This is a genomic window from Methylopila jiangsuensis (assembly GCF_027922305.1).
In the GTDB taxonomy this organism is placed as follows: Bacteria; Pseudomonadota; Alphaproteobacteria; order Rhizobiales; family Methylopilaceae; genus Methylopila; species Methylopila jiangsuensis.
Genome location: NZ_BSFK01000005.1, coordinates 751111 through 771198 on the forward strand (window position 1 = coordinate 751111; position 20088 = coordinate 771198).

The following is a 20088-nucleotide window of genomic DNA, read 5'->3' on the forward strand; positions in this document are numbered from 1 at the left end:
AGTTCCGCCATGACCGCCGCCCGCGAACAGCATGTGCTGAAGGTCTCCATCGCGGCGACGGTGCTGATCGGCGCGATCGGCGTCGCGTTCGGCATGCTGTCCGGCTCGCTGTCCATCCTGTTCGACGGCGTGTTCGGCGCGCTGGACGCGGCCATGACCGGGCTGTCGCTGCTGGTGTCGCGGCTGATCGCCCGCGAGGCGAGCCAGCGGTTCCAGATGGGGTTCTGGCATCTGGAGCCGCTGGTGCTGGCGGTGAACGGGGGCCTGCTCACCGTCATCTGCTTCTACGCCTTCGTCAGCTCCGTCACGGCGCTGTTCTCCGGCGGGCACGAGCTCGCCTTCGACTGGGCGCTGATCTACGCCTGCGTGGTCACGGCGATCTGCTTCGGCATGCTGACCTACGTGCGGCGCGCCAACCGGAGCATCGGCTCGGCGCTGATCGCGCTCGACGTCAAGAGCTGGCTGATGAGCTGCCTGATCTCGCTGGCGCTGCTTCTGGCCTTCGGGCTCGCCTTCCTGCTGTCGCGCGCGGGCTATGAGGACTGGACCCGCTACGCCGACCCCGCCCTGCTCGCGATCCTCACCGCCGGCCTCATGCCCGCGCCCGCCTCCACCGTGATCGCCGCGGTGAAGGAGATCCTGCTGGTGGCCCCGGAGGACCTGCACCGCGACGTCCGGGAGGCGGCGGAGGCGGCGGCCGGACGGCACGGCTTCCTCGGCTGCCGCACCTATGTGGCCAAGGTCGGCCGCTCGCGGGTGATCGAGATCTACCTGATCGCGGCGCCCGACCGGGCGGTGGGATCGTTCGCGGAGCTGGACGCGATCCGCGCCGAGATCGGCGCCGCGATCGGCGGCGAAGGCCGCGACCGCTGGCTCACCATCGCCTTCACCGCCGACCCCAAGTGGGCGGACTGAGGCGCGGCGGTTTTCAGCAGGTGCGCATATACACCCGAAGAACGGCTTCCGGCGTTTCCCGCGACGGCGCATGATCCGAGGCGCGTCCCTCGGGACGCCCCGCCCACCGCCGGCGCCCACGACCGGAGGACGGCGGCATTCGGGAGCGAAACGCCATGACCACCACACTGTCGATGGGCGCCGGACGGACCGGCCTCGCCGCTCTCGCCGCGCTGCTGATCCTTGGCGCAGGCCCCGCCAGCGCCGATCCCGCCGGCCAATGGACCACCCCGAAGGCGCGGGTGAAGATCAGCGACTGCGGCGGCGGCCTCTGCGCCACGGTGATCGCGCTCAACGAGCCCAACGACGCCGACGGCCAGCCCAAGGTCGACCGCAACAACCCGGACAAGGCCAAGCAGAACCGGCCGATCATCGGCCTCTCGATCCTCACCGGCATGAAGCCGAGCGGCGACCAGTGGCTCGGGCGGATCTACAACCCGGAAGACGGCCGCACCTATAAGGCCTATGTCACCGAACAGGGCGGCGCGCTCAAGGTGCAGGGTTGCGCGCTGGGCGGCCTGGTCTGCAAGACGCAGGTCTGGAAGCGCGGCTGAGCGCCTCCCTCCGTCACGCCAGCGCGCCGAGCGCGCTTCGCATGGCCTCGCCGTCGAACGCCTGAAGCCGCGCGTCGATCTCCGCGTGGGTCGCGCGCCAGATCGGCATGGCGGCGGCGAGCGCCGCGCGGCCGGCGTCGGTGAGCGAAAGCCGCCGGCCGCGCCGGTCGGCGGGATCGACCGCCGTCGTCAGCAGCCCTCTGCGCTCCAGCGGCTTCAGGTTGGCGGTCAGCGTGGTGCGGTCCATGGCGAGCAGGCTCGCCACGGCCCCGATCGAGGGCGGCGCCTCCCGGTTCAGGGCGTGCAGCAGCGAGAACTGGCCGCTGGTGAGCCCCGCCGGCTTCAGCGCCTCGTCGAACCGCCGCGCGAGCGCCCGCGCCGCCCGCTGCGTCGCCAGACACAGGCAATGGTCCTTCACGAACAGCGTGGTTTCGAACGGAACGGCGTCGGCTTTTGACATGGGCTAATTATGTTGATATCAACTTAATTCGTCAAGCACGAAGTGGGGTCGTCAAACCCACGCAAGCCTCTGGAAACGCGAACAGATCGAGGAGAACCGCAATGTCCTATCTCGAAGGCTTCATCGTCGCCGTCCCCGTCGCCAGCAAGGAGCCCTACCGGGCGCTCGCCGCCCGCTGCGCGCCGCTGTTCCGGGAGTTCGGCGCCACCCGGCTGGTGGAGGCCTGGGGCGACGACGTGCCGGACGGCAAGCTCACCGACTTCCGCCGCGCGGTGAAGGCCACGGAGGACGAAGTGGTGGTGTTCTCCTGGATCGAATACCCCTCGCGGGAGGTCCGGGACGCGGCGCAGAAGAAGATCATGAGCGATCCGCGCATGGCGGAGATGGGCGGCGAGATGCCGTTCGACGGCAAGCGCATGATCTTCGCGGGCTTCGCGCCGCTGGTGGACGAGGGCCGCGCGGATGGAACGGGATACGTGGACGGCATGGTCGCCGCCGTGCCCGCCGCCAACAGGGACGCCTATCACGCGCTGCGCCAAAGCCAGTCGGCGATGCTGATCGAGCACGGCGCGCTCCGTGTGGTCGACGCCTGGGGCGACGACGTGCCCGACGGCGAGGTCACCGACTACCGGCGCGCGGTGAAGGCCGAGGACGGCGAGGCGATCACCTACTCCTTCATCGAATGGCCGTCGAAAGCCGCGCGCGACGCCGGCTGGGCCAAGGCCATGGCCGATCCGCGCATGGGTCCGGAGGCCGGCGCCCTGCCCTTCGACGGCAAGCGCCTGATCCACGGCGGCTTCGCCACGCTGGTGGACGCGTGAGCGGCCGCTTCCGCGCGCCTGCGGCGTAGACCAGACTGGCGGCGTCGCCTTCCGCTCGAACGGATTCGCCATGCTCCGCCAGTCTCTCGCCGGCCTCGCGCTCGCCCTCGCCTGCACGCTCCCGCCGCCCGCCGCCGCGCAGCAGCGGATCGTGGCCCCCGACGGCTGGACTCCATCCGTGAACGCGGCGACGGGAACGATCTACTTCCGATGCGAGGCGAAGGCCTGCGTTCCCGGCTCGCTCGTCAGCGCAAAGCGGCAGCCGGACGGGGCGCAGGACTCGCTGACGGCGTTCCGCGCCAATGTGGAGCAGCGCGGCGCGGCGGTGCTGCAGGCGAGCGGCGGCGCCTATCGCGCGTTCAGGATCGTGACGGTCTACGCCAAGGAGGTCGCGCCCATCCGCGCCCAGATCGCGGTCTGGGTCATCAGCCGCGCGGATGGCGGAGAGGAACCGACCGCGCTTGCGCTGGTCTCCAACGGACAGACCCGTTTCACGCTGGTCTCCACCGGAAAGGACGCCGCCACGGTGCGGAAGAACGTCGAAACGATGCTTCCCATTCCCTTCATCCTGACGACCCTGAACGACGACGCCAAGGCCCGGCGCTGACGGAGTCTCACGCCTCGTGGGCGAGGCGCCGGATCGCCGCCTCGCCGCGGAGAGAGAGCCGGTAACCCATGTCGAGGCTCTCGGTGAGGCCGAGGTTCTTGAGCTTGCGCACGTCGCGTTTGAAATCCGCCGTGGGACGGCCGAGTTCGGCGGCCAGAGCGGCCGCCCGCGTCGCGGGCCGCCGCCGGATGATGTCCAGCGTCGCGCCCGTCCAGGCTCCGCCCCGTGCGGCCCGGTCGAGTCTCGCGAGCGCGCCGGCGATGTCCGCGACCTCAGCCGCGCCAAGCGCGTCGTCAAGCCGCAGCGCGTCGCGCGGATCGGCCCCGGCGAAGCGCAGCGCGATGCGGTGGAGCGCACGGCCTTCGCCTTGGCGCAGGTCTTGAAACAGCGCCTCGCGGGAGGCGAAGCCGGCCGCCGTGGCCTCGGCGTCGTTGAGGTCGCCATCTTCGACGACGGCGACCGAGACGATCTCCACGACGCCCGATGCGGTCTTCAGGCGCGTGCCGGCCTTCACGGTCGGCCAGATCCAGCGCCGGAACGCGAGCGTCACCTCGCCGGAGGCGATGCGCTCGAGATCCGCGCGCCGGATCAGCATCCCAAGCTCAGCCGCGCAGCGCCTTCAGGGCGTCGCGGCCGGCGTATTTCGCCACCTCGCCGAGCTGCTGCTCGATGCGCAGGAGCTGGTTGTACTTGGCGAGCCGGTCGGAGCGGGCGAGCGAGCCGGTCTTGATCTGCCCGCAGTTGGTGGCCACCGCGAGGTCCGCGATGGTGGAGTCCTCGGTCTCGCCCGAACGGTGCGACATCACCGCCGTGTAGCCGGCGCGGTGGGCCATGTCGACGGCGGCCAGCGTCTCGGTCAGCGAGCCGATCTGGTTCACCTTCACCAGGATCGAGTTGGCCGTGCCCTTGCGGATGCCCTTGGACAGGCGATCCACATTGGTGACGAACAGGTCGTCGCCCACGAGCTGGCACTTGTCGCCCACGAGGTCGGTCAGCTCCTTCCAGCCGTCCCAGTCGTCCTCGGCCATGCCGTCCTCGATCGAGACGATCGGGTAGTTGCCGACCAGCTTGGCGAGGTACTTGGCCTGCTTCTCCGGCGAGCGCTTCTTATCCTCGCCTTCGTAGACGTATTCGCCGTCCTTGAAGAACTCGGTCGAGGCGCAGTCGAGCGCGATGTGGACGTCCTCGCCCGGCTTGAAGCCGGCCTTCTCGATCGCCTTCATGACGAAGTCGAGCGCGGCCTCGGCGGACGGCAGGTTCGGCGCGAAGCCGCCTTCGTCGCCCACGTTGGTGTTGTGGCCGGCGTCCTTCAGCGCCTTCTTCAGCGTGTGGAAGATCTCCGCGCCGGTGCGCAGGGCCTCCGAGAAGGTCGGCGCGCCGACCGGCATGATCATGAACTCCTGGAAGTCGATGGGGTTGTCCGCATGGGCGCCGCCGTTGACGATGTTCATCATCGGCACGGGCAGCACGCGGGCGGAGGCGCCGCCGACGTAACGGTAGAGCGGCAGGTCGGCGGCTTCCGCCGCGGCCTTGGCCACCGCCAGCGACACGCCCAGGATGGCGTTGGCGCCGAGGCGGGACTTGTTCGGCGTGCCGTCGAGCGCGATCAGCGTCTCGTCGATCTTCACCTGCTCCTCGGCGTCGAAACCGCCGATGGCGTCGAAGATCTCGCCGTTCACCGCGTCCACCGCCTTGGTGACGCCCTTGCCGAGATAGCGGCTCTTGTCGCCGTCGCGCAGCTCCATCGCCTCATGGGCGCCGGTGGAGGCGCCGGAGGGCACAGCGGCGCGGCCGGACGAGCCGTCCTCCAGCACCACGTCGACCTCGACGGTCGGATTGCCGCGGCTGTCCAGGATCTCGCGGGCGAGAATGTCGACGATGGCGGTCATGGGGACGGCGGCTCCGGTCTCGCGTTCAGGAAAGGTCGCGGCACGTCTAGCCCAAGCGCAGCTTCTCGAAAAGGTCGCGCATCGCCGCGCGCCGCATTATGCCAGAGCCGGATTTCCGAGGAGACCTCGCCTGATGACCGACCTGCAGCTCGGCCGCGCCGTCGGCCTGCCCGCCTCGCCGGACGAGGCGGAGCTGGACCGGGTGCCGAACCCCCATCCGGACGTGAACTACGTCGCCCGCTTCACCGCGCCGGAGTTCACCTCGCTCTGCCCGGTGACCGGCCAGCCGGACTTCGCCCATCTCGTGATCGACTACGTTCCCGATCTCTGGCTGGTGGAGTCCAAGTCGCTGAAGCTCTATCTGGGCGCGTTCCGCAACCACGGCGCGTTCCACGAGGACTGCACGGTGGCGATCGGCAAGCGGCTGGCGGACACGCTGAAGCCCCGCTGGCTCCGGATCGGCGGCTACTGGTACCCGCGCGGCGGCATCCCGATCGACGTGTTCTTCCAGATCGGAGAATTGCCCAAGGGCGTCTGGGCGCCCGACCAGGGCGTGGCGCCCTATCGCGGCCGGGGTTGACGCCTTTCCGGCCCGACCTCAGGCGGGCGCGGCGGCTGCGTCCGGCGTGACGACGCGCACGCCGGCCTCCTCGCAGCGGGCCGCGAACTCCGGCGGCGGCGCGCCGTCGGACAGCAGCAGGTCCACCTCGGACAGGCCGCACACCTTCACCGGCGCCTCGCGGCCGAACTTGCTTCGGTCCGCGATCACCCACGCCTCCTCCGCCTGCGCCATGGCGGCGCGGGCGAACTCGGCCTCGAACAGGTGAAAGTCGCCAAGCTCGCCGCCGCGGGTGATGCCGCCGACCGAGATCAGCGCGTAGCGCACGTGGAACTGGCGGATGAAGTCCAGCACCGCCGGTCCAAACGCCGCCGCGTCCTCGCCGCCGAGTTCGCCGCCCGCCATGAACACGCGGTTGCCGTTGCGCGCCGCCAGCCGGTGGGCGATGGGCGCCGAATGGGTGACGACCGTGAGGCGGGAGTGGTTCCCCAGCGCCTCCGCCACATAGGCGGAGGTGGTGCCGTTGTCGAGGATGAGGCTGTCGCCGTCCCGGATGCGGTCGCGGGCCAGCGCGGCGACCGCCCATTTGGACTCGTTGTTCACGGCCATGCGGCGCTGGAACGGCGGCTCCTCCACCGCCTCCGGCGCCATCACCCCGCCGTGGAACCGGAGCAGCGCGCCGGACTCGAGCATGGGCTGGATGTTGCGGCGGATGGTCTCCGTCGACACGTCGAGCCGCGCCGCCAGCTCGGTGATGCTGAGACTGCCTCGGGCGCGCACCGCCTGAAGAATGTCGGTCTGACGCTTCAGGGACATCGCCGCTCCCGAATCCTCGCCTGAACTCCACACAAATCCACGCGGACGCTAGCCCATCGGCGGCGGCGACGCGAGGTCGCCGGCTTTAAGGCCCTGTTGGCGAAGATCGGGAAATGTATTTCACATCAGGCGCCCTGTACGCGCGGGCGCGGGCGCGCTAGAGCAATGCCGCAGCGCAGCAATTCGTGTGGGTCCAATGTCCTCGCCGCTTCTGATCGCCCCGTCCATCCTCGCCTCCGACTTCTCGCGCCTGGGCGAAGAGACGCGGGACGTGGTGGCGGCCGGGGCGGACTGGGTCCATCTCGACGTGATGGACGGCCATTTCGTGCCGAACATCACCTTCGGCCCCGACGTCATCAAGCGGCTGCGGCCCTGGACCGACGCCGTGTTCGACTGCCATCTCATGATCGCGCCGGCGGACCCCTATCTCGAAGCCTTCGCCAAGGCCGGCTGCGACGTCATCTCGGTGCACGCGGAAGCCGGCCCCCATGTGGACCGCTCGCTGCAGGTGATCCGCGGCCTCGGCAAACAGGCCGGGATCGCCATCAATCCCGGCACGCCGGAGAGCGCGGTGGAGTACGTGCTCGACAAGATCGACCTCATCGTGGTGATGACGGTCAATCCGGGCTTCGGAGGCCAGGCGTTCATCCCGGCCATGGTGGAGAAGATCCGCCGGCTGAAAGCGATGGTGGCCGACCGTCCGATCCGCATCGAGATCGACGGCGGCGTGACGCCGGAGACCGCCGGCGCCTGCGTCACCGCCGGCGCGGACGTGCTGGTGGCGGGCTCCGCGGTGTTCAAGGGCGGAACGCAGGCCTACGCCGGCAACATCGCCGCCATCCGGGCGGCCGCCGACGCGGCGCTGGGCCGGATCGCCTGACATGCCGCTCGAGGCGGTGATCTTCGACGTTGACGGCACCCTCGCCGAGACGGAGGAGACCCACCGCCAGTCGCTCAACGAAACCTTCGCCGCCTTCGGCCTGCCCTGGTTCTGGGATCAGGCCACCTATCGCCGCCTGCTGCGCGTCATGGGCGGCAAGGAGCGGCTGCGCCACTTCATCGAGCACGACCGTCCGCCCATGGCGGCGCAGGCGCTGGCGCGGCTCAACGACATCCACGCCGCCAAGAACGCCCGCTACGCCGCCAAGGTGCGCGCGGGAGCCGTGCCGCTGCGCCCCGGCGTCGCGCGTCTGATCAACGAGGCGAGAGGCGCGGGGCTTCGGCTCGCCATCGCCACCACCACAAGCCTGCCCAATGTGGAGGCGCTGCTGCAGGCGACGCTCGGCGTCCGCGGACCGGACCTGTTCGACGTCATCGCGGCGGGCGATCTCGCCGCCGCGAAGAAGCCCGCGCCGGACATCTTCCTGCTGGCGCTGCGGCAGTTGCGGCTCGCCGCCGCGCAGGCGGTCGCGATCGAGGACACCGAGGAGGGACTGGCCTCCGCCAAGGCCGCGGGGCTCGCCACCCTGGTCACGCCGAGCTTCTACAGCGGGGGGCAGGATGTCTCGGCCGCGGATGCGGTGTTCGATTCGCTCGGCGAGCCGGACGCCCCCGCGCGCTGGCTGTCCGGGCGGGGGCAGGATGCGAGGCTGGTGTCGCCGGCGCTGCTGCGCGAGCTAGCGGACGCCGCCTGAGCCTCATCCGCAGCGCTTCGACGGCCGTTCATGCACCACGAAACACAGGCAACCATCCTTCTCGGCCACCGGGCTATGGGGCTCCACGCTCCGGGACAGCGCCAGATCGCCCTTTGCGTAACGGCGGTCTCCGTCCACGTAGCTGCCCCGCAGCACCAGAATGGCCTCAAGCCCCTCATGGCCGTGCTCGGGCACGATGGCGCAGGGGGCGCCCTTGAGGAAGCGGGCGTCGCACAGGCCGTCGAACGACAGGCGGCACGTCTGGAAGCCCGGCCATTCAGGACGCCAGTCGAGCGCGTCCAATCCGGCCCCCGTCAGCCGGTACAGCGCCTCCGGCAACTCCGGATCACGCTGAAGCGGCTGGCCGCGGCCGTAGTAGCCGCCGGCGTAGATCGCGGCGAGCATGTGGTCGCGCGGCGCGCGCAGAGGCTTCGGCGCCGGCATGGCCTCGATGTCGGCGCCCGCCGTGCGCTCCAGCGCGAGCACGGCGGCGCGGTTGGTTTCGGACAGCGCCAGATGCGCGTTGACCAGCGCATGGAGATGGGGCGAGAGCGCCCCGGCCGCGTAAGCCGCCAGCAGCGTCTGGGTGTCGTCCGTGTGTGGCGAAACCCGCTGTCCCACGTCCACGCCCCTTCTGAAAAGCCTTTCGACCGCCGTGCATAAACTTTCTGTGCTCTACGATAAACCGTCCCGGCGCGGATCAGCCCCGTCCAAAGAGACAAGGGCCGCGACGGCCGGTCGCTTTTCATTCGCCGCCCGGCCCTCTAACGTGCGGACCGCACAATTCACCTCATCTATTGAATGGGTTTCTTCATGCAGGTTCGCAGCGGTCTCGTCGACGCCATCGGCCGCACGCCCCTCATCCGCCTGAACCGGGCGTCCGAGGCCACGGGGTGCGAGATTCTGGGCAAGGCCGAGTTCATGAATCCCGGCCAGTCGGTCAAGGACCGCGCCGCGCTGTGGATCATCCGCGACGCCGAGAAACGCGGCGCGCTGCGGCCCGGCGGAGTGATCGTGGAAGGCACCGCCGGCAACACCGGCATCGGCCTCGCGCTGGTGGCGAACGCGCTCGGCTACCGCACCGTGATCGTGATTCCCGACACCCAGTCGGACGAGAAGAAGCAGATGCTGCGGCTCGCCGGCGCCGAGCTGGTGGAGGTTCCGGCCGTCCCCTACAAGGACCCGAACAACTATGTGAAGCTGTCCGGCCGCCTGGCCGAGGAGCTGGCGAAGACCGAAGCCAACGGCGCGATCTGGGCCAACCAGTTCGACAACGTGGCGAACCGGCAGGCGCACATCGATTCCACCGGCCCGGAGATCTGGGACGACCTCGGCGGCAAGGTCGACGGCTTCGTCTCGGCGGTGGGCACCGGCGGCACGCTGGCGGGCACGGCGATGGCGCTGAAGGAGCGCTCGAAGGCCGTGAAGGTGGCGCTGGCCGATCCGCCCGGCGCCGCGCTCTACAGCTACTATACGACGGGCGAACTGAAGGCCGAAGGGTCCTCGATCACAGAGGGCATCGGCCAGGGCCGCATCACCGCCAACCTCGAGGACGCGCCGGTCGATTTCGCCTACCAGATCCCGGACGAGGAATCGGTGCGGATCGTGTTCGACCTGCTGGAGCATGAGGGCCTGTGCCTCGGCGGCTCCACCGGCGTGAACGTCGCCGGCGCGATCCGGCTGGCGAAGGAGCTCGGGCCGGGCCACACCATCGTGACGGTTCTCTGCGACTACGGCACGCGCTATCAATCGAAGCTGTTCAACCCGGAGTTCCTGCGCTCCAAGGAGCTGCCGGTTCCCACATGGCTCGAACGGCCGGGAACGGTCGATCTGAACAGGGTGCTGCTGTGACCAATCCCAATCTGGTCTCCACCGCATGGCTCGCCGAGCGTCTGGGCGATCCGGACGTCATCCCCGTGGACGGCTCGTGGTATCTGCCGGGCGCGAACCGCGACGGCGCGGTGGAGTTCCTCAGCGCGCACATCCCCGGCGCGGTCTATTTCGACATCAACGGGATCGCGGACCTCTCCACCGACCTGCCGCACATGCTGCCCTCCCCCGAGGTGTTCGCGGAGGCCGTGGGCAAGCTCGGGATCGGCGACGGCGCCACCGTGGTCGCCTATGACGGCGCCGGCCTGTTCGCCGCCGCCCGCGTCTGGTGGACCTTCAAGGTCTTCGGCGTGAAGAACGTCCATGTGCTGGACGGCGGCCTGCCGAAATGGAGCGCCGAAGGCCGTCCGCTCGACGCCGGCCACGCCACCCGCGCCGCCACGACCTTCACGCCCCGCTTCGACGAAAGCGCCGTGCGCGACGCGGATCAGGTCGCGGCGGGCCTCGAGGCCGGCGCGTTCCAGGTGGTGGACGCCCGCCCCGCCGCCCGCTTCCGGGGCGAGGTGCCCGAGCCCCGGCCGGGGCTTGCGAGCGGCCACATCCCCGGCTCGCGCAACGTGCCGTTCGACCAGATCGTGAAGAACGGCCGGCTGGCGGACGAGGCGGAGCTGCGCGCGGCGTTCGAGGCCGCCGGCGTGGACGTCTCCGGCCCCGTCGTCACCACCTGCGGCTCCGGCGTCTCCGCCGCGATCCTCGCGCTCGCGCTGGAAGGCGCCGGCGGCAGGGCCGAAGGCCTCTATGACGGCTCCTGGGCCGAATGGGGCGCGGGTCAGAGGCCCGTGGCGACGGGTCCGGCGAAAAGCTGAACGGGTCTTTCCCTGCGCCGCGCTTGATCTGGCGACTGCGTTTCTTCAGGCGCAGGCGGTTCTGACGGCGGAGGGATGAAGGTGGCGCTCCAGCCGCGCGCTCACCCGCCCGTCGTCTGCGGAGGCTTAGGCTGGAACGGCTTCATGCCCTCGCGCGCCAGTTCGTCGGCGCGCTCGTTCTCCGGGTGGCCCGCATGGCTCTTCACCCAGCGCCAGTCGATGGCGTGGACCTTGAGCAGCGCGTCCAGCCGCTCCCACAGGTCCTGATTCTTCACCGGCTTCTTGTCGGCGGTGCGCCAGCCGTTGCGCTTCCAGCCGTGGATCCACTTGGTCACGCCGTCGCGCAGGTACTGGCTGTCGGTGTGGAGCACCACCGCGCAGGGCCGCGTCAGCGCCTCCAGCGCAGCGATCGCGGCGGTCAGCTCCATGCGGTTGTTGGTGGTGGGAGCCTCGCCGCCTTTCAGCTCCTTCTCGACCGCGCCCTTGCGCAGGATCGCGCCCCAGCCGCCGGGGCCGGGATTTCCCGAGCAGGCGCCGTCGGTGAAGATCTCCACCACGTTCGGGTCCGTCACCGCGGGTGGCTGCGGCGCCGCCGCCTCGGGCAGCGACCGCTTCACCCGCGGACCCCTGGACACCGGGCTCACGGCGCCGTCCAGCCGTAAGCCGCCACGCTCTCCGCCTGCTGGTGGAAGCGCAGCTTCGCCAGATACTCCAACGGATCGAGCTTCTGCACCATGGCGCCGGGCGGCGTGTCGAGCCAGTCCACCAGCCGGGTGAGCAGGAAGCGGATGGCCGCGCCGCGGGCGAGCGTCGGGAACGCAGCGATCTCCGCCTCCGAAAGCGGCCGCGCGGCGTGATAGGCGGCGAGCAGCGCCGCGCCCTTCGCCGGATCGTAGCCGCCGTCCGGATCGAAGCACCAGGCGTTCAGGCAGATGGCGAGGTCGTAGGCGTAGGCGTCGTCGCAGGCGAAGTAGAAGTCGATCAGGCCCGACAGCCGGTCACCCAGGAAGAACACGTTGTTGGGGAACAGATCGGCGTGGATGACGCCCGACGGCAGGTCGAGGCCGGCGAAGGCCGGCGCGAGATGGTCCAGTTCCTGGGCGATCAGGGCGTCGAGGCCCGGCGTCACCGCGTCGCTGCGGCCGCGGGCGGTGGCGGCGAGCGCCAGCCAGCCGTCCACCGAGAGCGCGTTCGGCCGCTTGAGCGGAAAGCCCCGGCCCGCCTCGTGCAGCGCCGCCAGCGCATGGCCGAGTTCGGCGCAATGCTCCGGCGTGGGCCGCCGCACCCACACGCCGTCGAGGAAGGTGACCATGGCCGCCGGCCGGCCGCACAGCTCCTTCAGCACGGAGCCGTCGCGCGCCTTCACCGGCTGCGGGCAGGTGAGCCCCCGCGCCGACAGATGCTCCAGCAGGCCGAGGAAGAACGGCAGGTCGCCCCGCTCCACACGCTTCTCGTACAGCGTCAGGATGAAGCGGTCCGTTGTGGTGACGAGCAGGTAGTTGGAGTTCTCGACCCCCTCGGCGATGCCCTTGAACGACACCGCCTCGCCCACGTCATAGGCGGCGAGAAACGCGGCGAGGTCTTCGTCGGGCACTTCGGTGTAGACGGCCATGGGGCACTCGGATCGACAGGCGGAAGCCGCTCTCCTACGGCGTCGGGTGCGCCGCCGCAACGTCTGACGCCGTCAGGCCGCCGGCGGGCGCAACTCGCGCGGGAGCGGGAAGAACACGCTCTCGTCCGCCGTGGTCACGGTCTCGACCCGCACCTCGTAGCGGGCGGCGAAGGCGTCGATGATCTCCTCCACCAGCACCTCCGGCGCGGAGGCGCCGGCGGTGACCCCGAGGGTCCCGAGGCCGGAAAACTCCGCCCAGTCGATGTCGGCGGCGCGCTGCACCAGCCGCGACACCGGGCAGCCCGCCCGCTCCGCCACTTCGCGCAGCCGCTGGGAGTTGGACGAGTTTGGAGCGCCCACCACCACCAGCGCGTCGCAGTCGGGCGCCACCCGCTTCACCGCCTCCTGCCGGTTGGTGGTGGCGTAGCAGATGTCCTCCTTGTGCGGCCCGTGGATGCCGGGGAAGCGGCTTTTGAGCGCCGCCACCACGCCCGCGGTGTCGTCCACCGACAGCGTGGTCTGTGTGACATAGGCGAGCTCCGCGCCCTCAGGGGGATTAAGCCCCGGCACGTCGGCCTCGGTCTCCACCAACAGCACGGCGCCATCGGGAAGCTGGCCCATGGTGCCCACCACCTCCGGGTGGCCCGCATGGCCGATCAGCAGCACCATGCGGCCGCGCTTGTGGTGGATCTCCGCCTCGCGATGCACCTTGGTGACCAGCGGACAGGTGGCGTCGATGGCGAACAGGTTGCGCAGCCGCGCCGCCGCCGGAACGGATTTCGCCACCCCGTGGGCGGAGAACACCACCGGCGCGTCGCCGTCCGGCACCTCGTCGAGCTCGTCCACGAACACGGCGCCCTTGCGCTTCAGTTCGTCCACCACGAAGCGGTTGTGGACGATCTCGTGCCGCACGTAGACCGGCGGCCCGAACCGCTGCAGCGCCGCCTCCACCACGTCGATGGCGCGCACCACGCCGGCGCAGAAGCCGCGCGGCGCGCACAACAGGATGCGAAGGGGGGGCTTGGCGTCGCTCATGGCGCCGGACATCCTCGGACAGAACAGGCGGAGCCCGCGCCGGGGCGCGCAGCCGTCCGCCCGGAGATGGGCCCCGGCCGCGCGGGGTGTCAAGGCGCGGTCGCGCTTTCGTCCGAACCTGCGCCTTGCTATAAAACGGCGGCGCGGGGGCTTTCCGGCCTGCGCACGGGTGGCGTTCAGTTCGGGGATGAGCCTATGCGATACGGCGGCGCGCGGCGGACGGCCTTGGGCGCTCTCCTTCTGGCGGCTCTCGCCGGATGCAGCAGCATCGGCGGCGATCAGGCGGAAACCGCGGCGCAGGCCCCCGCGGCGGCGGCTCCTGCAGGGCAGGAGCCGGGCTTCGAGAGCCTGATCAAGCGCAACTGCCCGCAGATCGAGATTCTTCAGGGCGCCGAGTCCTATCGCGTCTACGGGACGCCGAACTCCAACGACCCGTTCGACATCCGCTATCAGGCCAACATCGCCGACACCGCGCGGGAGTGCTCGCTGCTGGGCGTGGAGGCCGCCATCCGCATCGGCGTCACCGGCCGGCTCATCGTGGGGCCGAAGGGCGCCCCCGGCTCGGTGCGCCTGCCGCTGCGCATCGCGGTGCTCGACGAGAAGGGAACTCCGGTCTACTCGCGGATCCACCCCATCACGGTCGCCATCCCCGCCGGCCAGCAGCACGCCGACTTCCCCCACATCGAGGACGGCGTGGTGGTGCCGATCCCGGCCAACCGCTTCATCGGCTGGAAGATCGTGATCGGCTACGATCCGAAGGGCGCGCTCTGAGCGGGGAAGCGGCCAACGGAGCCCCCGTCGCCCCGGCGCGTAAGACCGGCCGCGGCCTGAAGCGCAGGCGCGGGTTCGCGTGGCGGCTGCAGAACCGGCTGGAGGCGATCGGCGTGGCGATCGTCGCGGGCAGCTGCAGGCTGCTGGGCGTGGACGCCGCCTCCGCGTTCTACGGCTGGGTCTGGCGCACGCTCGCGCCGTTCAACCGCCGCCACGCCCGCGCGCTCGAGAATCTCACGCACGCCTTTCCGGACAAGACCGAGGCCGAGCGCAGGGCCATCGCCCTCGGCGCCTGGGAGAACCTCGGCCGGGTGATGGCGGAGGGGTTCCTGCTGGATCGGCTGGCGGCGGACGCCTCCCGCTTCGAGGACCACGCCATAGCGGATTTCGCGGCGCTGAAGGGCGACGGGCGCGGGCTGGTCGTGGTCTCGGCCCATTTCGGCAACTGGGAGTTCGGCGCCGAAGGCGTCCGCCGCTCGGGCTTCCGGCCGGCGGGCATCTACAAGGCCCTGCGCAATCCGATCGTGGACGCCATGCTGCGCCACATCCGCATCGGCTTCTACCCCGGCGGCCTGCTGCCGCGAGGCGCCGACGCCCCCCGCCGGCTGATCAGCCATGTGCGGGGCGGCGGAGCCATGGTCATCCTGGCCGACCTGCGCGACGGCGGCGGCGTGGACGTGCCCTTCTTCGGACGGCCCGCCCGCTCCACGCCGTTTCCGGCGCTGGTGGCGCGGCTGCTCGGCGCGCCGCTGATGGCCGGGCGGGTGACGCGCCTCAAGGGCGCGCGGTTCCGCCTCGACTGCGAGCCCATCGAGGTGCCCCGCACGAACGACCGCGACGCGGACGTGCGAGCCGCCACCGAAGCCATGATGGCGGTGTTCGAGCGCTGGATCCGCGAGACGCCCGAGCAGTGGATGTGGGGCATGCGCCGCTGGCGCTGACCGCGGCTGCGAAGGCTTCCGACGAAAGCCGCGTTGCGCCGCAGCGAAGCCGGGACGAAGGTGCCGCCACCCTCCGCTTCGCCTGTTCTTGTCAACGAAAGGTCCGCCGATGATCGTCCCGAGCGCGTTCTATCGTCCTCTTGCGCTCGGCGCGCCCGCGCCGCTGCGCGAGCAGCCGGTGAAGGTGGAGCGCATGATCCACTTCGTGCCGCCGCATGTGGAGAAGATCCGCGCCCGCGTGGGCGATCTCGCCAAGCAGGTGGACGTGGTGCTCGGCAACCTCGAGGACGCGGTGCCGGCGGACGCCAAGGAAGCCGCCCGCTCCGGCTTCATCGAGATGGCCAAGGCCAACGACTTCGGCCAGACCGGCCTCTGGATCCGCATGAACGCCCTCGACAGCCCGTGGGCGCTGGACGACGTGATCGAGATCGTCGGCGCGGTCGGCGACAAGCTCGACGTCATCATGCTGCCGAAGGTCGAGGGCGCCTGGGACATCCACTATCTCGACCGCCTGCTGGCGCAGCTCGAGGCGCGCCACAAGCTGGCCCGGCCGATCCAGATCCACGCCATTCTGGAGACCGCGCAAGGGGTGATGAACGTGGAGGAGATCGCCCGCTCCTCGCCCCGCATGCACGGCATGAGCCTCGGGCCGGCCGACCTCGCCGCCTCCCGCCGCATGAAGACCACCCGCGTGGGCGGCGGCCATCCGGGCTACGGCGTTCTGACCGACAAGGACGGCGACGCCGCCCGCGCCTTCTACCAGCAGGACTTGTGGCACTACACCATCGCCAAGATGGTGGACGCCTGCGCCGCCAACGACATCAAGCCGTTCTATGGCCCGTTCGGCGACTTCTCCGATCTGGAGGCCTGCGAGGCCCAGTTCCGCAACTCGTTCCTGCTCGGCTGCGTCGGCGCCTGGACGCTGCATCCGACCCAGGTCGAGATCGCCAAGCGGGTGTTCTCTCCGGACGTGGAGGAGGTGAAGTTCGCCAAGCGCATCGTGGACGCCATGCCCGACGGCACCGGCGCGGTGATGCTCGACGGCAAGATGCAGGACGACGCCACCTGGAAGCAGGCCAAGGTGATCGTCGACCTGGCGAAGCAGATCGCCGATCGCGAGCCCACGCTCGCCGCCGCCTACGGGCTCTGACGGCGTTATCTGTCAGGTCCTCCTCGCGTCATGCCCGAGCGTGTCTCGGGCATCCAGGACTTGAACGCTCAAAAGTCCGCTCGGCGAAACGTCGTGGACACCCGGCTTCGCCGGGCATGACGGTCGTTTAAGTCGCGCGTTGCGGCAATTTCCAGACAGGCTTCAAGGCCGGGGCGACCAAGCCGAAACCCACGATCCGCGCGTCCGAGGCGACGTCGCGGATCGGCCTCCGCCTCGCCGGCGTCACAATGCCGTCGCATCGGATTGACTTGCGCGCCGGGCTTTGGCTTGGTCGCGCGCCCGAAACGTATCCGGCGACGGTCCAACCGCAGATGTCGCGAGCCCCGCTCCGCAACGCCAAGTTCCGCATCGGCGACGTGGTCCGCCACCGCGTCTATCCGTTCCGCGGCGTGATCTACGACGTCGACCCCACCTTCTCGAACACCGAGGACTGGTGGCGCTCGATCCCCGAGGACGTGCGCCCGGACAGGGACCAGCCGTTCTACCACCTGCTGGCCGAGAACGCGGAGACGGAATACGTCGCCTATGTCTCGGAGCAGAACCTGCTGCCCGACGACAGCGGCGAGCCGCTGCGCCACCCTCAGGTGGAGGCCATGTTCGAGCGCACCGACGACGGCGCCTACAAGGTCCGCAACGACGTGCGGCACTGACGGCGGAACGCCGTTCGTCCCGACATGACAAAGCGCCGGACGCTCACGCGTTCCGGCGTTTTGTCATGAATGACCGAGAGGCGGCGCGAACCCTTCTCCGCGCCGCCCTCGATCGGCTTACTGGCCCTGAGCGGGCGCGGGGGCCGCGGCGGGCGCCTGCGCGCCGCCCTGCATCTGCAGCTTGTCGCGCATCTCCTGCGCCTTCTTGTTCAGCTCCTCGTTGGCCTTCTCGCGCTCGGCCTCGACCACCTTCGGATCGAGCGCCGGACCGTCATAGGCCTTGGTGAAGCCGGAGAGGCTCACGGGGAAGTTCACCGTCTTGGCCTGCTGGTTCATGGCCTGCAGCACGAGGTTGTTGCCCTTCTTCAGATTGTTGAAGAAGGCGTCGTTGACCTCGATCTCGGCGTAGCAGGCGTTCGGGAAGCAGATGGAGTACTTGCCGTTGGCGGGCGCGTTCTGGTCCACCGCCACGCGCACGCCGGGCTGGATCAGCAGGCCGGGCGGCACGGCGGCGAGGAAGAAGCGCTTGTTCTCGCCTGTGATCTGGCGGATGGCGATCGAGGCCACGGTCTGGCCGGTGTCGGCCTTCACGTCGCGGGAGGTGAGGCACACCTCCTTCTTGGCCTGCGGATCGGTGTTGCAGATCTTCACCCAGTTCGGCTGCGGCGCCGCGGCGGGCGCGGCGGACATCGGGCCGGGGCCGGCCGGCTTCTCCGCCGCCGGGGCCGGCGCCTTCTTCTCCTGCGCGGCCGCCGGGAGCGCGGCGCCGATCGAAAGGACGGCGGCGAGGATGGCGAGGCGCGAGTGGCTACCCATAATCATGCGGCATTTCCTTCCTGTCGTGTGGGACGACCGGCTTCGCAACGGCCGCCGCGCTGACCGCGGAACACGTCGCGCGCAAGCGCGGAGCCGAGCGTCTCGTTACTCGGCGCGACCGCTGTCTGTCGAGCAAATACGGCGAGAGAGTGACCGCTTATCCTGCGGCGCGCCAAAGGGTCGAGGCGCAGGCCTGTGGTAGTCTCTTCTTAACGAAGCGGACGAATCACGACCCGGAGCCGAATGATCAAGCCGAGACGCACCCGGTCCGGCGCCGTGCGGGGCGCGACGCCTTTGCGCCGCGCGTTCGGAGCGGCGCTCGCCATCGGCGCTCTCGCGCTCGCGGCGCCGGCCGCGGCGACGCCGGCCCACGGGATCGCCATGCACGGCGCGCCGGCGCTGCCGCAGGATTTCATCAGCCTGCCCTACGCGCGGCCCGATGCGCCGAAGGGCGGCCGCGTCACCTACGGCTGGCTCGGCGGCTTCGACACCCTGAACCCTTACGCCTATCGCGGCGTGCAGGCGCAGGGGCTGCGCGGCGCGGTTTACGAGAGCCTGCTCGCCCGCTCCTTCGACGAGCCGTTCACGCTCTATGGGCTGGTGGCCGAAAGCGTGGAGACGCCGGACGACCGCAGCTGGGTGACGTTCCGGCTGAACCCCAGGGCGCGCTTCTCGGACGGCGAGCCGATCACGGCCGAGGACGTGCTGTTCACTTTCCAGCTTCTGAAGGAGCACGGACATCCGTCCTACCGCTCCAACTACCGCCGGGTGAAAGCCGCCGCCGCCGAGGGCGAGCGCGCGGTGCGCTTTGACCTGGCGGACTCCGAGGATCGCGAACTGCCGCTGATTCTCGGCCTGATGCCGGTGCTCCCCGCCCATGCGATCGACCCGAAGACCTTCGAGGACACCACGCTGAAGCCGATCGTCGGCTCCGGCCCCTACGTCATCAGCGCGCTGGAGCCGGGACGCTCGCTGACGCTGCGCCGCGACCCCGACTACTGGGGCGCGGAGCTTCCCGTGAACCGCGGCCTGAACAACTTCGACGAGATCCGCTACGACTACTATCGGGACTCCAACACCATGTTCGAGGCCTTCAAGAAGGGGCTGATCGACGTCCTGCCCGAGAGCGACCCGATCCGCTGGACCACCGGCTACGACTTCCCCGCCGTCCGCCGCGGCGAGGTGGCTCTGGACCGTTTCGTCTCCGGCCGCCCCTGGGGGATGGACGGGCTGGTGTTCAACACCCGCAAGCCGGTGTTCGCGGACGTGCGGGTGCGCGAGGCGCTGAGCCTGCTGTTCGATTACGAATGGATGGACCGCAACCTCTACGGCGGCGCCACCGAACGCACCCGCAGCTACTTCGAAGGCTCCCACCTCGCCTCGACCGGCCGCCCGGCCGACGAGAAGGAGCGCGCGCTGCTGGCGCCCTTCCCGGGCGTGGTGCGCGACGACGTGATGGCGGGGACGTGGCGGCCGGGGTCCACCGACGGATCAGGTCGCGATCGGGAGCAGTTGCGCAGGGCGCTCGACCTGCTGGCCGAGGCCGGGTGGCGCGTCCAGAACGGCGAACTGCGGCGCGACGGCTCCGGCGAGCCGTTCCGGTTCGAAATTCTGGTCAAGGAGAAGGAGCAGGAGCGGCTCGCTCTCGCCTATGCGCGCGGGCTCGAGCGCGCCGGCGTGCGCGCGACCGTGCGGCTTGCGGATTCGACCCAGCACTTCCGGCGTCTGCAGACCTACGACTTCGACATGATCCAGTACAAATGGCTCACCAGCCTGTCGCCGGGCGTCGAGCAGAAGAAATACTGGAGCGTGGCGGCCGCCGACACGCCCGGCGAGCGCAACTACATGGGCGTGAAGCAGCCGGCGGTGGACGCCATGATCGCCGCGCTGCTGTCCGAGCGCGAGCCTGCGGATTTCGAATCCGCGGTGCGCGCGCTCGACCGGGTGCTGCTGTCCGGCTTCTACGTGGTTCCGCTGTTCCACCCGAAGGAGCAGTGGGTCGCGCGCTGGACCGCCGTGCAGCGGCCCGAGACCACGCCGCTTTACGGCCCTGCGCCCGAGACCTGGTGGCGCGACGCGCCCGCACGCTGATTCCCGAAGGA

General features: G+C 70.2%; 23 protein-coding genes. 14 read left to right on the top strand and 9 right to left on the bottom strand.

Going from position 1 to position 20088, the window contains the following annotated elements; translation table 11 throughout:
- Positions 1 to 9: 9 nt before the first annotated feature.
- Positions 10 to 915 carry a cation diffusion facilitator family transporter gene (locus tag PKE85_RS05025; RefSeq protein WP_271203677.1) on the top strand — a complete coding sequence of 302 codons (906 nt, stop codon included), beginning with the start codon at positions 10 to 12 and terminating at the stop codon, positions 913 to 915.
- A gap of 155 nt (positions 916 to 1070) precedes the next feature.
- Positions 1071 to 1508 carry a DUF2147 domain-containing protein gene (locus tag PKE85_RS05030; protein ID WP_271203678.1) on the top strand — a complete coding sequence of 146 codons (438 nt, stop codon included), beginning with the start codon at positions 1071 to 1073 and terminating at the stop codon, positions 1506 to 1508.
- Positions 1509 to 1521: 13 nt separating this feature from the next.
- On the opposite strand, the gene PKE85_RS05035 is transcribed toward PKE85_RS05030, so the two are convergent.
- Complete coding sequence (locus tag PKE85_RS05035; RefSeq protein ID WP_271203679.1) at positions 1522 to 1968, bottom strand: MarR family winged helix-turn-helix transcriptional regulator; 447 nt, start codon at positions 1966 to 1968, stop codon at positions 1522 to 1524.
- Between the two features lie 101 nt (positions 1969 to 2069).
- On the opposite strand from PKE85_RS05035, the gene PKE85_RS05040 reads away from it, so the two are divergent.
- Both PKE85_RS05040 and PKE85_RS05045 read left to right on the top strand, forming a co-directional pair.
- The gene (locus PKE85_RS05040; protein ID WP_271203680.1) at positions 2070 to 2789 is read left to right on the top strand and encodes a DUF1428 domain-containing protein; all 720 of its coding nucleotides are present in this window, start codon (positions 2070 to 2072) and stop codon (positions 2787 to 2789) included.
- Positions 2790 to 2859: 70 nt separating this feature from the next.
- A complete protein-coding gene (locus tag PKE85_RS05045; protein ID WP_271203681.1) occupies positions 2860 to 3396 on the top strand; it encodes a hypothetical protein in 537 nt (178 codons plus the stop codon).
- A gap of 7 nt (positions 3397 to 3403) precedes the next feature.
- Here PKE85_RS05045 and PKE85_RS05050 read toward each other — a convergent pair whose 3' ends face one another.
- Positions 3404 to 3991 (bottom strand): hypothetical protein, encoded by a 588-nt coding sequence (locus PKE85_RS05050; RefSeq protein ID WP_271203682.1) that lies wholly within the window; start codon positions 3989 to 3991, stop codon positions 3404 to 3406.
- Positions 3992 to 3998: 7 nt separating this feature from the next.
- Positions 3999 to 5285, bottom strand: coding sequence for a phosphopyruvate hydratase (gene eno, locus PKE85_RS05055; protein WP_271203683.1), 1287 nt, complete (start codon positions 5283 to 5285; stop codon positions 3999 to 4001).
- A gap of 133 nt (positions 5286 to 5418) precedes the next feature.
- On the opposite strand from eno, the gene queF reads away from it, so the two are divergent.
- The gene (queF, locus tag PKE85_RS05060; RefSeq protein ID WP_271203684.1) at positions 5419 to 5865 is read left to right on the top strand and encodes a preQ(1) synthase; all 447 of its coding nucleotides are present in this window, start codon (positions 5419 to 5421) and stop codon (positions 5863 to 5865) included.
- 18 nt (positions 5866 to 5883) lie between these two features.
- On the opposite strand, the gene PKE85_RS05065 is transcribed toward queF, so the two are convergent.
- Entirely contained in the window at positions 5884 to 6660 is a 777-nt protein-coding gene (locus PKE85_RS05065) for a DeoR/GlpR family DNA-binding transcription regulator (protein WP_271203685.1), read from the bottom strand.
- 196 nt (positions 6661 to 6856) lie between these two features.
- Between PKE85_RS05065 and rpe the strand changes: the two genes are divergently transcribed.
- Positions 6857 to 7540, top strand: coding sequence for a ribulose-phosphate 3-epimerase (gene rpe / locus PKE85_RS05070; RefSeq protein WP_271203686.1), 684 nt, complete (start codon positions 6857 to 6859; stop codon positions 7538 to 7540).
- A 1-nt stretch (position 7541) separates the two neighbouring features.
- Positions 7542 to 8294 carry an HAD-IA family hydrolase gene (locus PKE85_RS05075; protein ID WP_271203687.1) on the top strand — a complete coding sequence of 251 codons (753 nt, stop codon included), beginning with the start codon at positions 7542 to 7544 and terminating at the stop codon, positions 8292 to 8294.
- Positions 8295 to 8297: 3 nt separating this feature from the next.
- Here the strand turns inward: PKE85_RS05075 and PKE85_RS05080 are convergent, their stop codons facing one another.
- Positions 8298 to 8921, bottom strand: a complete 624-nt coding sequence (locus tag PKE85_RS05080) for a cupin domain-containing protein (RefSeq protein WP_271203688.1) — start codon at positions 8919 to 8921, stop codon at positions 8298 to 8300.
- A gap of 186 nt (positions 8922 to 9107) precedes the next feature.
- Here PKE85_RS05080 and PKE85_RS05085 point away from each other — a divergent pair, with 186 nt between their 5' ends.
- Positions 9108 to 10145, top strand: coding sequence for a cysteine synthase A (locus PKE85_RS05085; protein WP_271203689.1), 1038 nt, complete (start codon positions 9108 to 9110; stop codon positions 10143 to 10145).
- Positions 10142 to 10990, top strand: a complete 849-nt coding sequence (gene sseA, locus PKE85_RS05090; RefSeq protein WP_271203690.1) for a 3-mercaptopyruvate sulfurtransferase — start codon at positions 10142 to 10144, stop codon at positions 10988 to 10990. Before PKE85_RS05085 ends, sseA begins: the two co-directional genes overlap by 4 nt.
- Before the next feature lie 101 nt (positions 10991 to 11091).
- Here sseA and rnhA read toward each other — a convergent pair whose 3' ends face one another.
- The 3 genes from rnhA to ispH all read right to left on the bottom strand — a co-directional run bounded on the left by rnhA (position 11092) and on the right by ispH (position 13637).
- Complete coding sequence (gene rnhA / locus PKE85_RS05095; protein WP_271204078.1) at positions 11092 to 11562, bottom strand: ribonuclease HI; 471 nt, start codon at positions 11560 to 11562, stop codon at positions 11092 to 11094.
- 68 nt (positions 11563 to 11630) lie between these two features.
- On the bottom strand, positions 11631 to 12602 hold the full coding sequence (locus tag PKE85_RS05100) for a homoserine kinase (protein WP_271203691.1): 972 nt from the start codon (positions 12600 to 12602) through the stop codon (positions 11631 to 11633).
- Between the two features lie 72 nt (positions 12603 to 12674).
- On the bottom strand, positions 12675 to 13637 hold the full coding sequence (gene ispH, locus PKE85_RS05105; RefSeq protein ID WP_271203692.1) for a 4-hydroxy-3-methylbut-2-enyl diphosphate reductase: 963 nt from the start codon (positions 13635 to 13637) through the stop codon (positions 12675 to 12677).
- Between the two features lie 225 nt (positions 13638 to 13862).
- On the opposite strand from ispH, the gene PKE85_RS05110 reads away from it, so the two are divergent.
- The 4 genes from PKE85_RS05110 to hspQ all read left to right on the top strand — a co-directional run bounded on the left by PKE85_RS05110 (position 13863) and on the right by hspQ (position 17170).
- Positions 13863 to 14408: a hypothetical protein gene (locus PKE85_RS05110; RefSeq protein ID WP_271203693.1), complete on the top strand. Its 546-nt coding sequence runs from the start codon at positions 13863 to 13865 to the stop codon at positions 14406 to 14408.
- 113 nt (positions 14409 to 14521) lie between these two features.
- Positions 14522 to 15349 (top strand): lysophospholipid acyltransferase family protein, encoded by an 828-nt coding sequence (locus tag PKE85_RS05115; protein ID WP_271203694.1) that lies wholly within the window; start codon positions 14522 to 14524, stop codon positions 15347 to 15349.
- A gap of 109 nt (positions 15350 to 15458) precedes the next feature.
- Positions 15459 to 16499: an HpcH/HpaI aldolase/citrate lyase family protein gene (locus PKE85_RS05120; RefSeq protein WP_271203695.1), complete on the top strand. Its 1041-nt coding sequence runs from the start codon at positions 15459 to 15461 to the stop codon at positions 16497 to 16499.
- A 332-nt stretch (positions 16500 to 16831) separates the two neighbouring features.
- Entirely contained in the window at positions 16832 to 17170 is a 339-nt protein-coding gene (gene hspQ, locus PKE85_RS05125; RefSeq protein WP_271203696.1) for a heat shock protein HspQ, read from the top strand.
- 117 nt (positions 17171 to 17287) lie between these two features.
- Here the strand turns inward: hspQ and PKE85_RS05130 are convergent, their stop codons facing one another.
- Complete coding sequence (locus tag PKE85_RS05130) at positions 17288 to 17986, bottom strand: invasion associated locus B family protein (protein WP_271203697.1); 699 nt, start codon at positions 17984 to 17986, stop codon at positions 17288 to 17290.
- Positions 17987 to 18229: 243 nt separating this feature from the next.
- Here PKE85_RS05130 and PKE85_RS05135 point away from each other — a divergent pair, with 243 nt between their 5' ends.
- Positions 18230 to 20077, top strand: coding sequence for an extracellular solute-binding protein (locus PKE85_RS05135; RefSeq protein WP_271203698.1), 1848 nt, complete (start codon positions 18230 to 18232; stop codon positions 20075 to 20077).
- Positions 20078 to 20088: the final 11 nt, after the last annotated feature.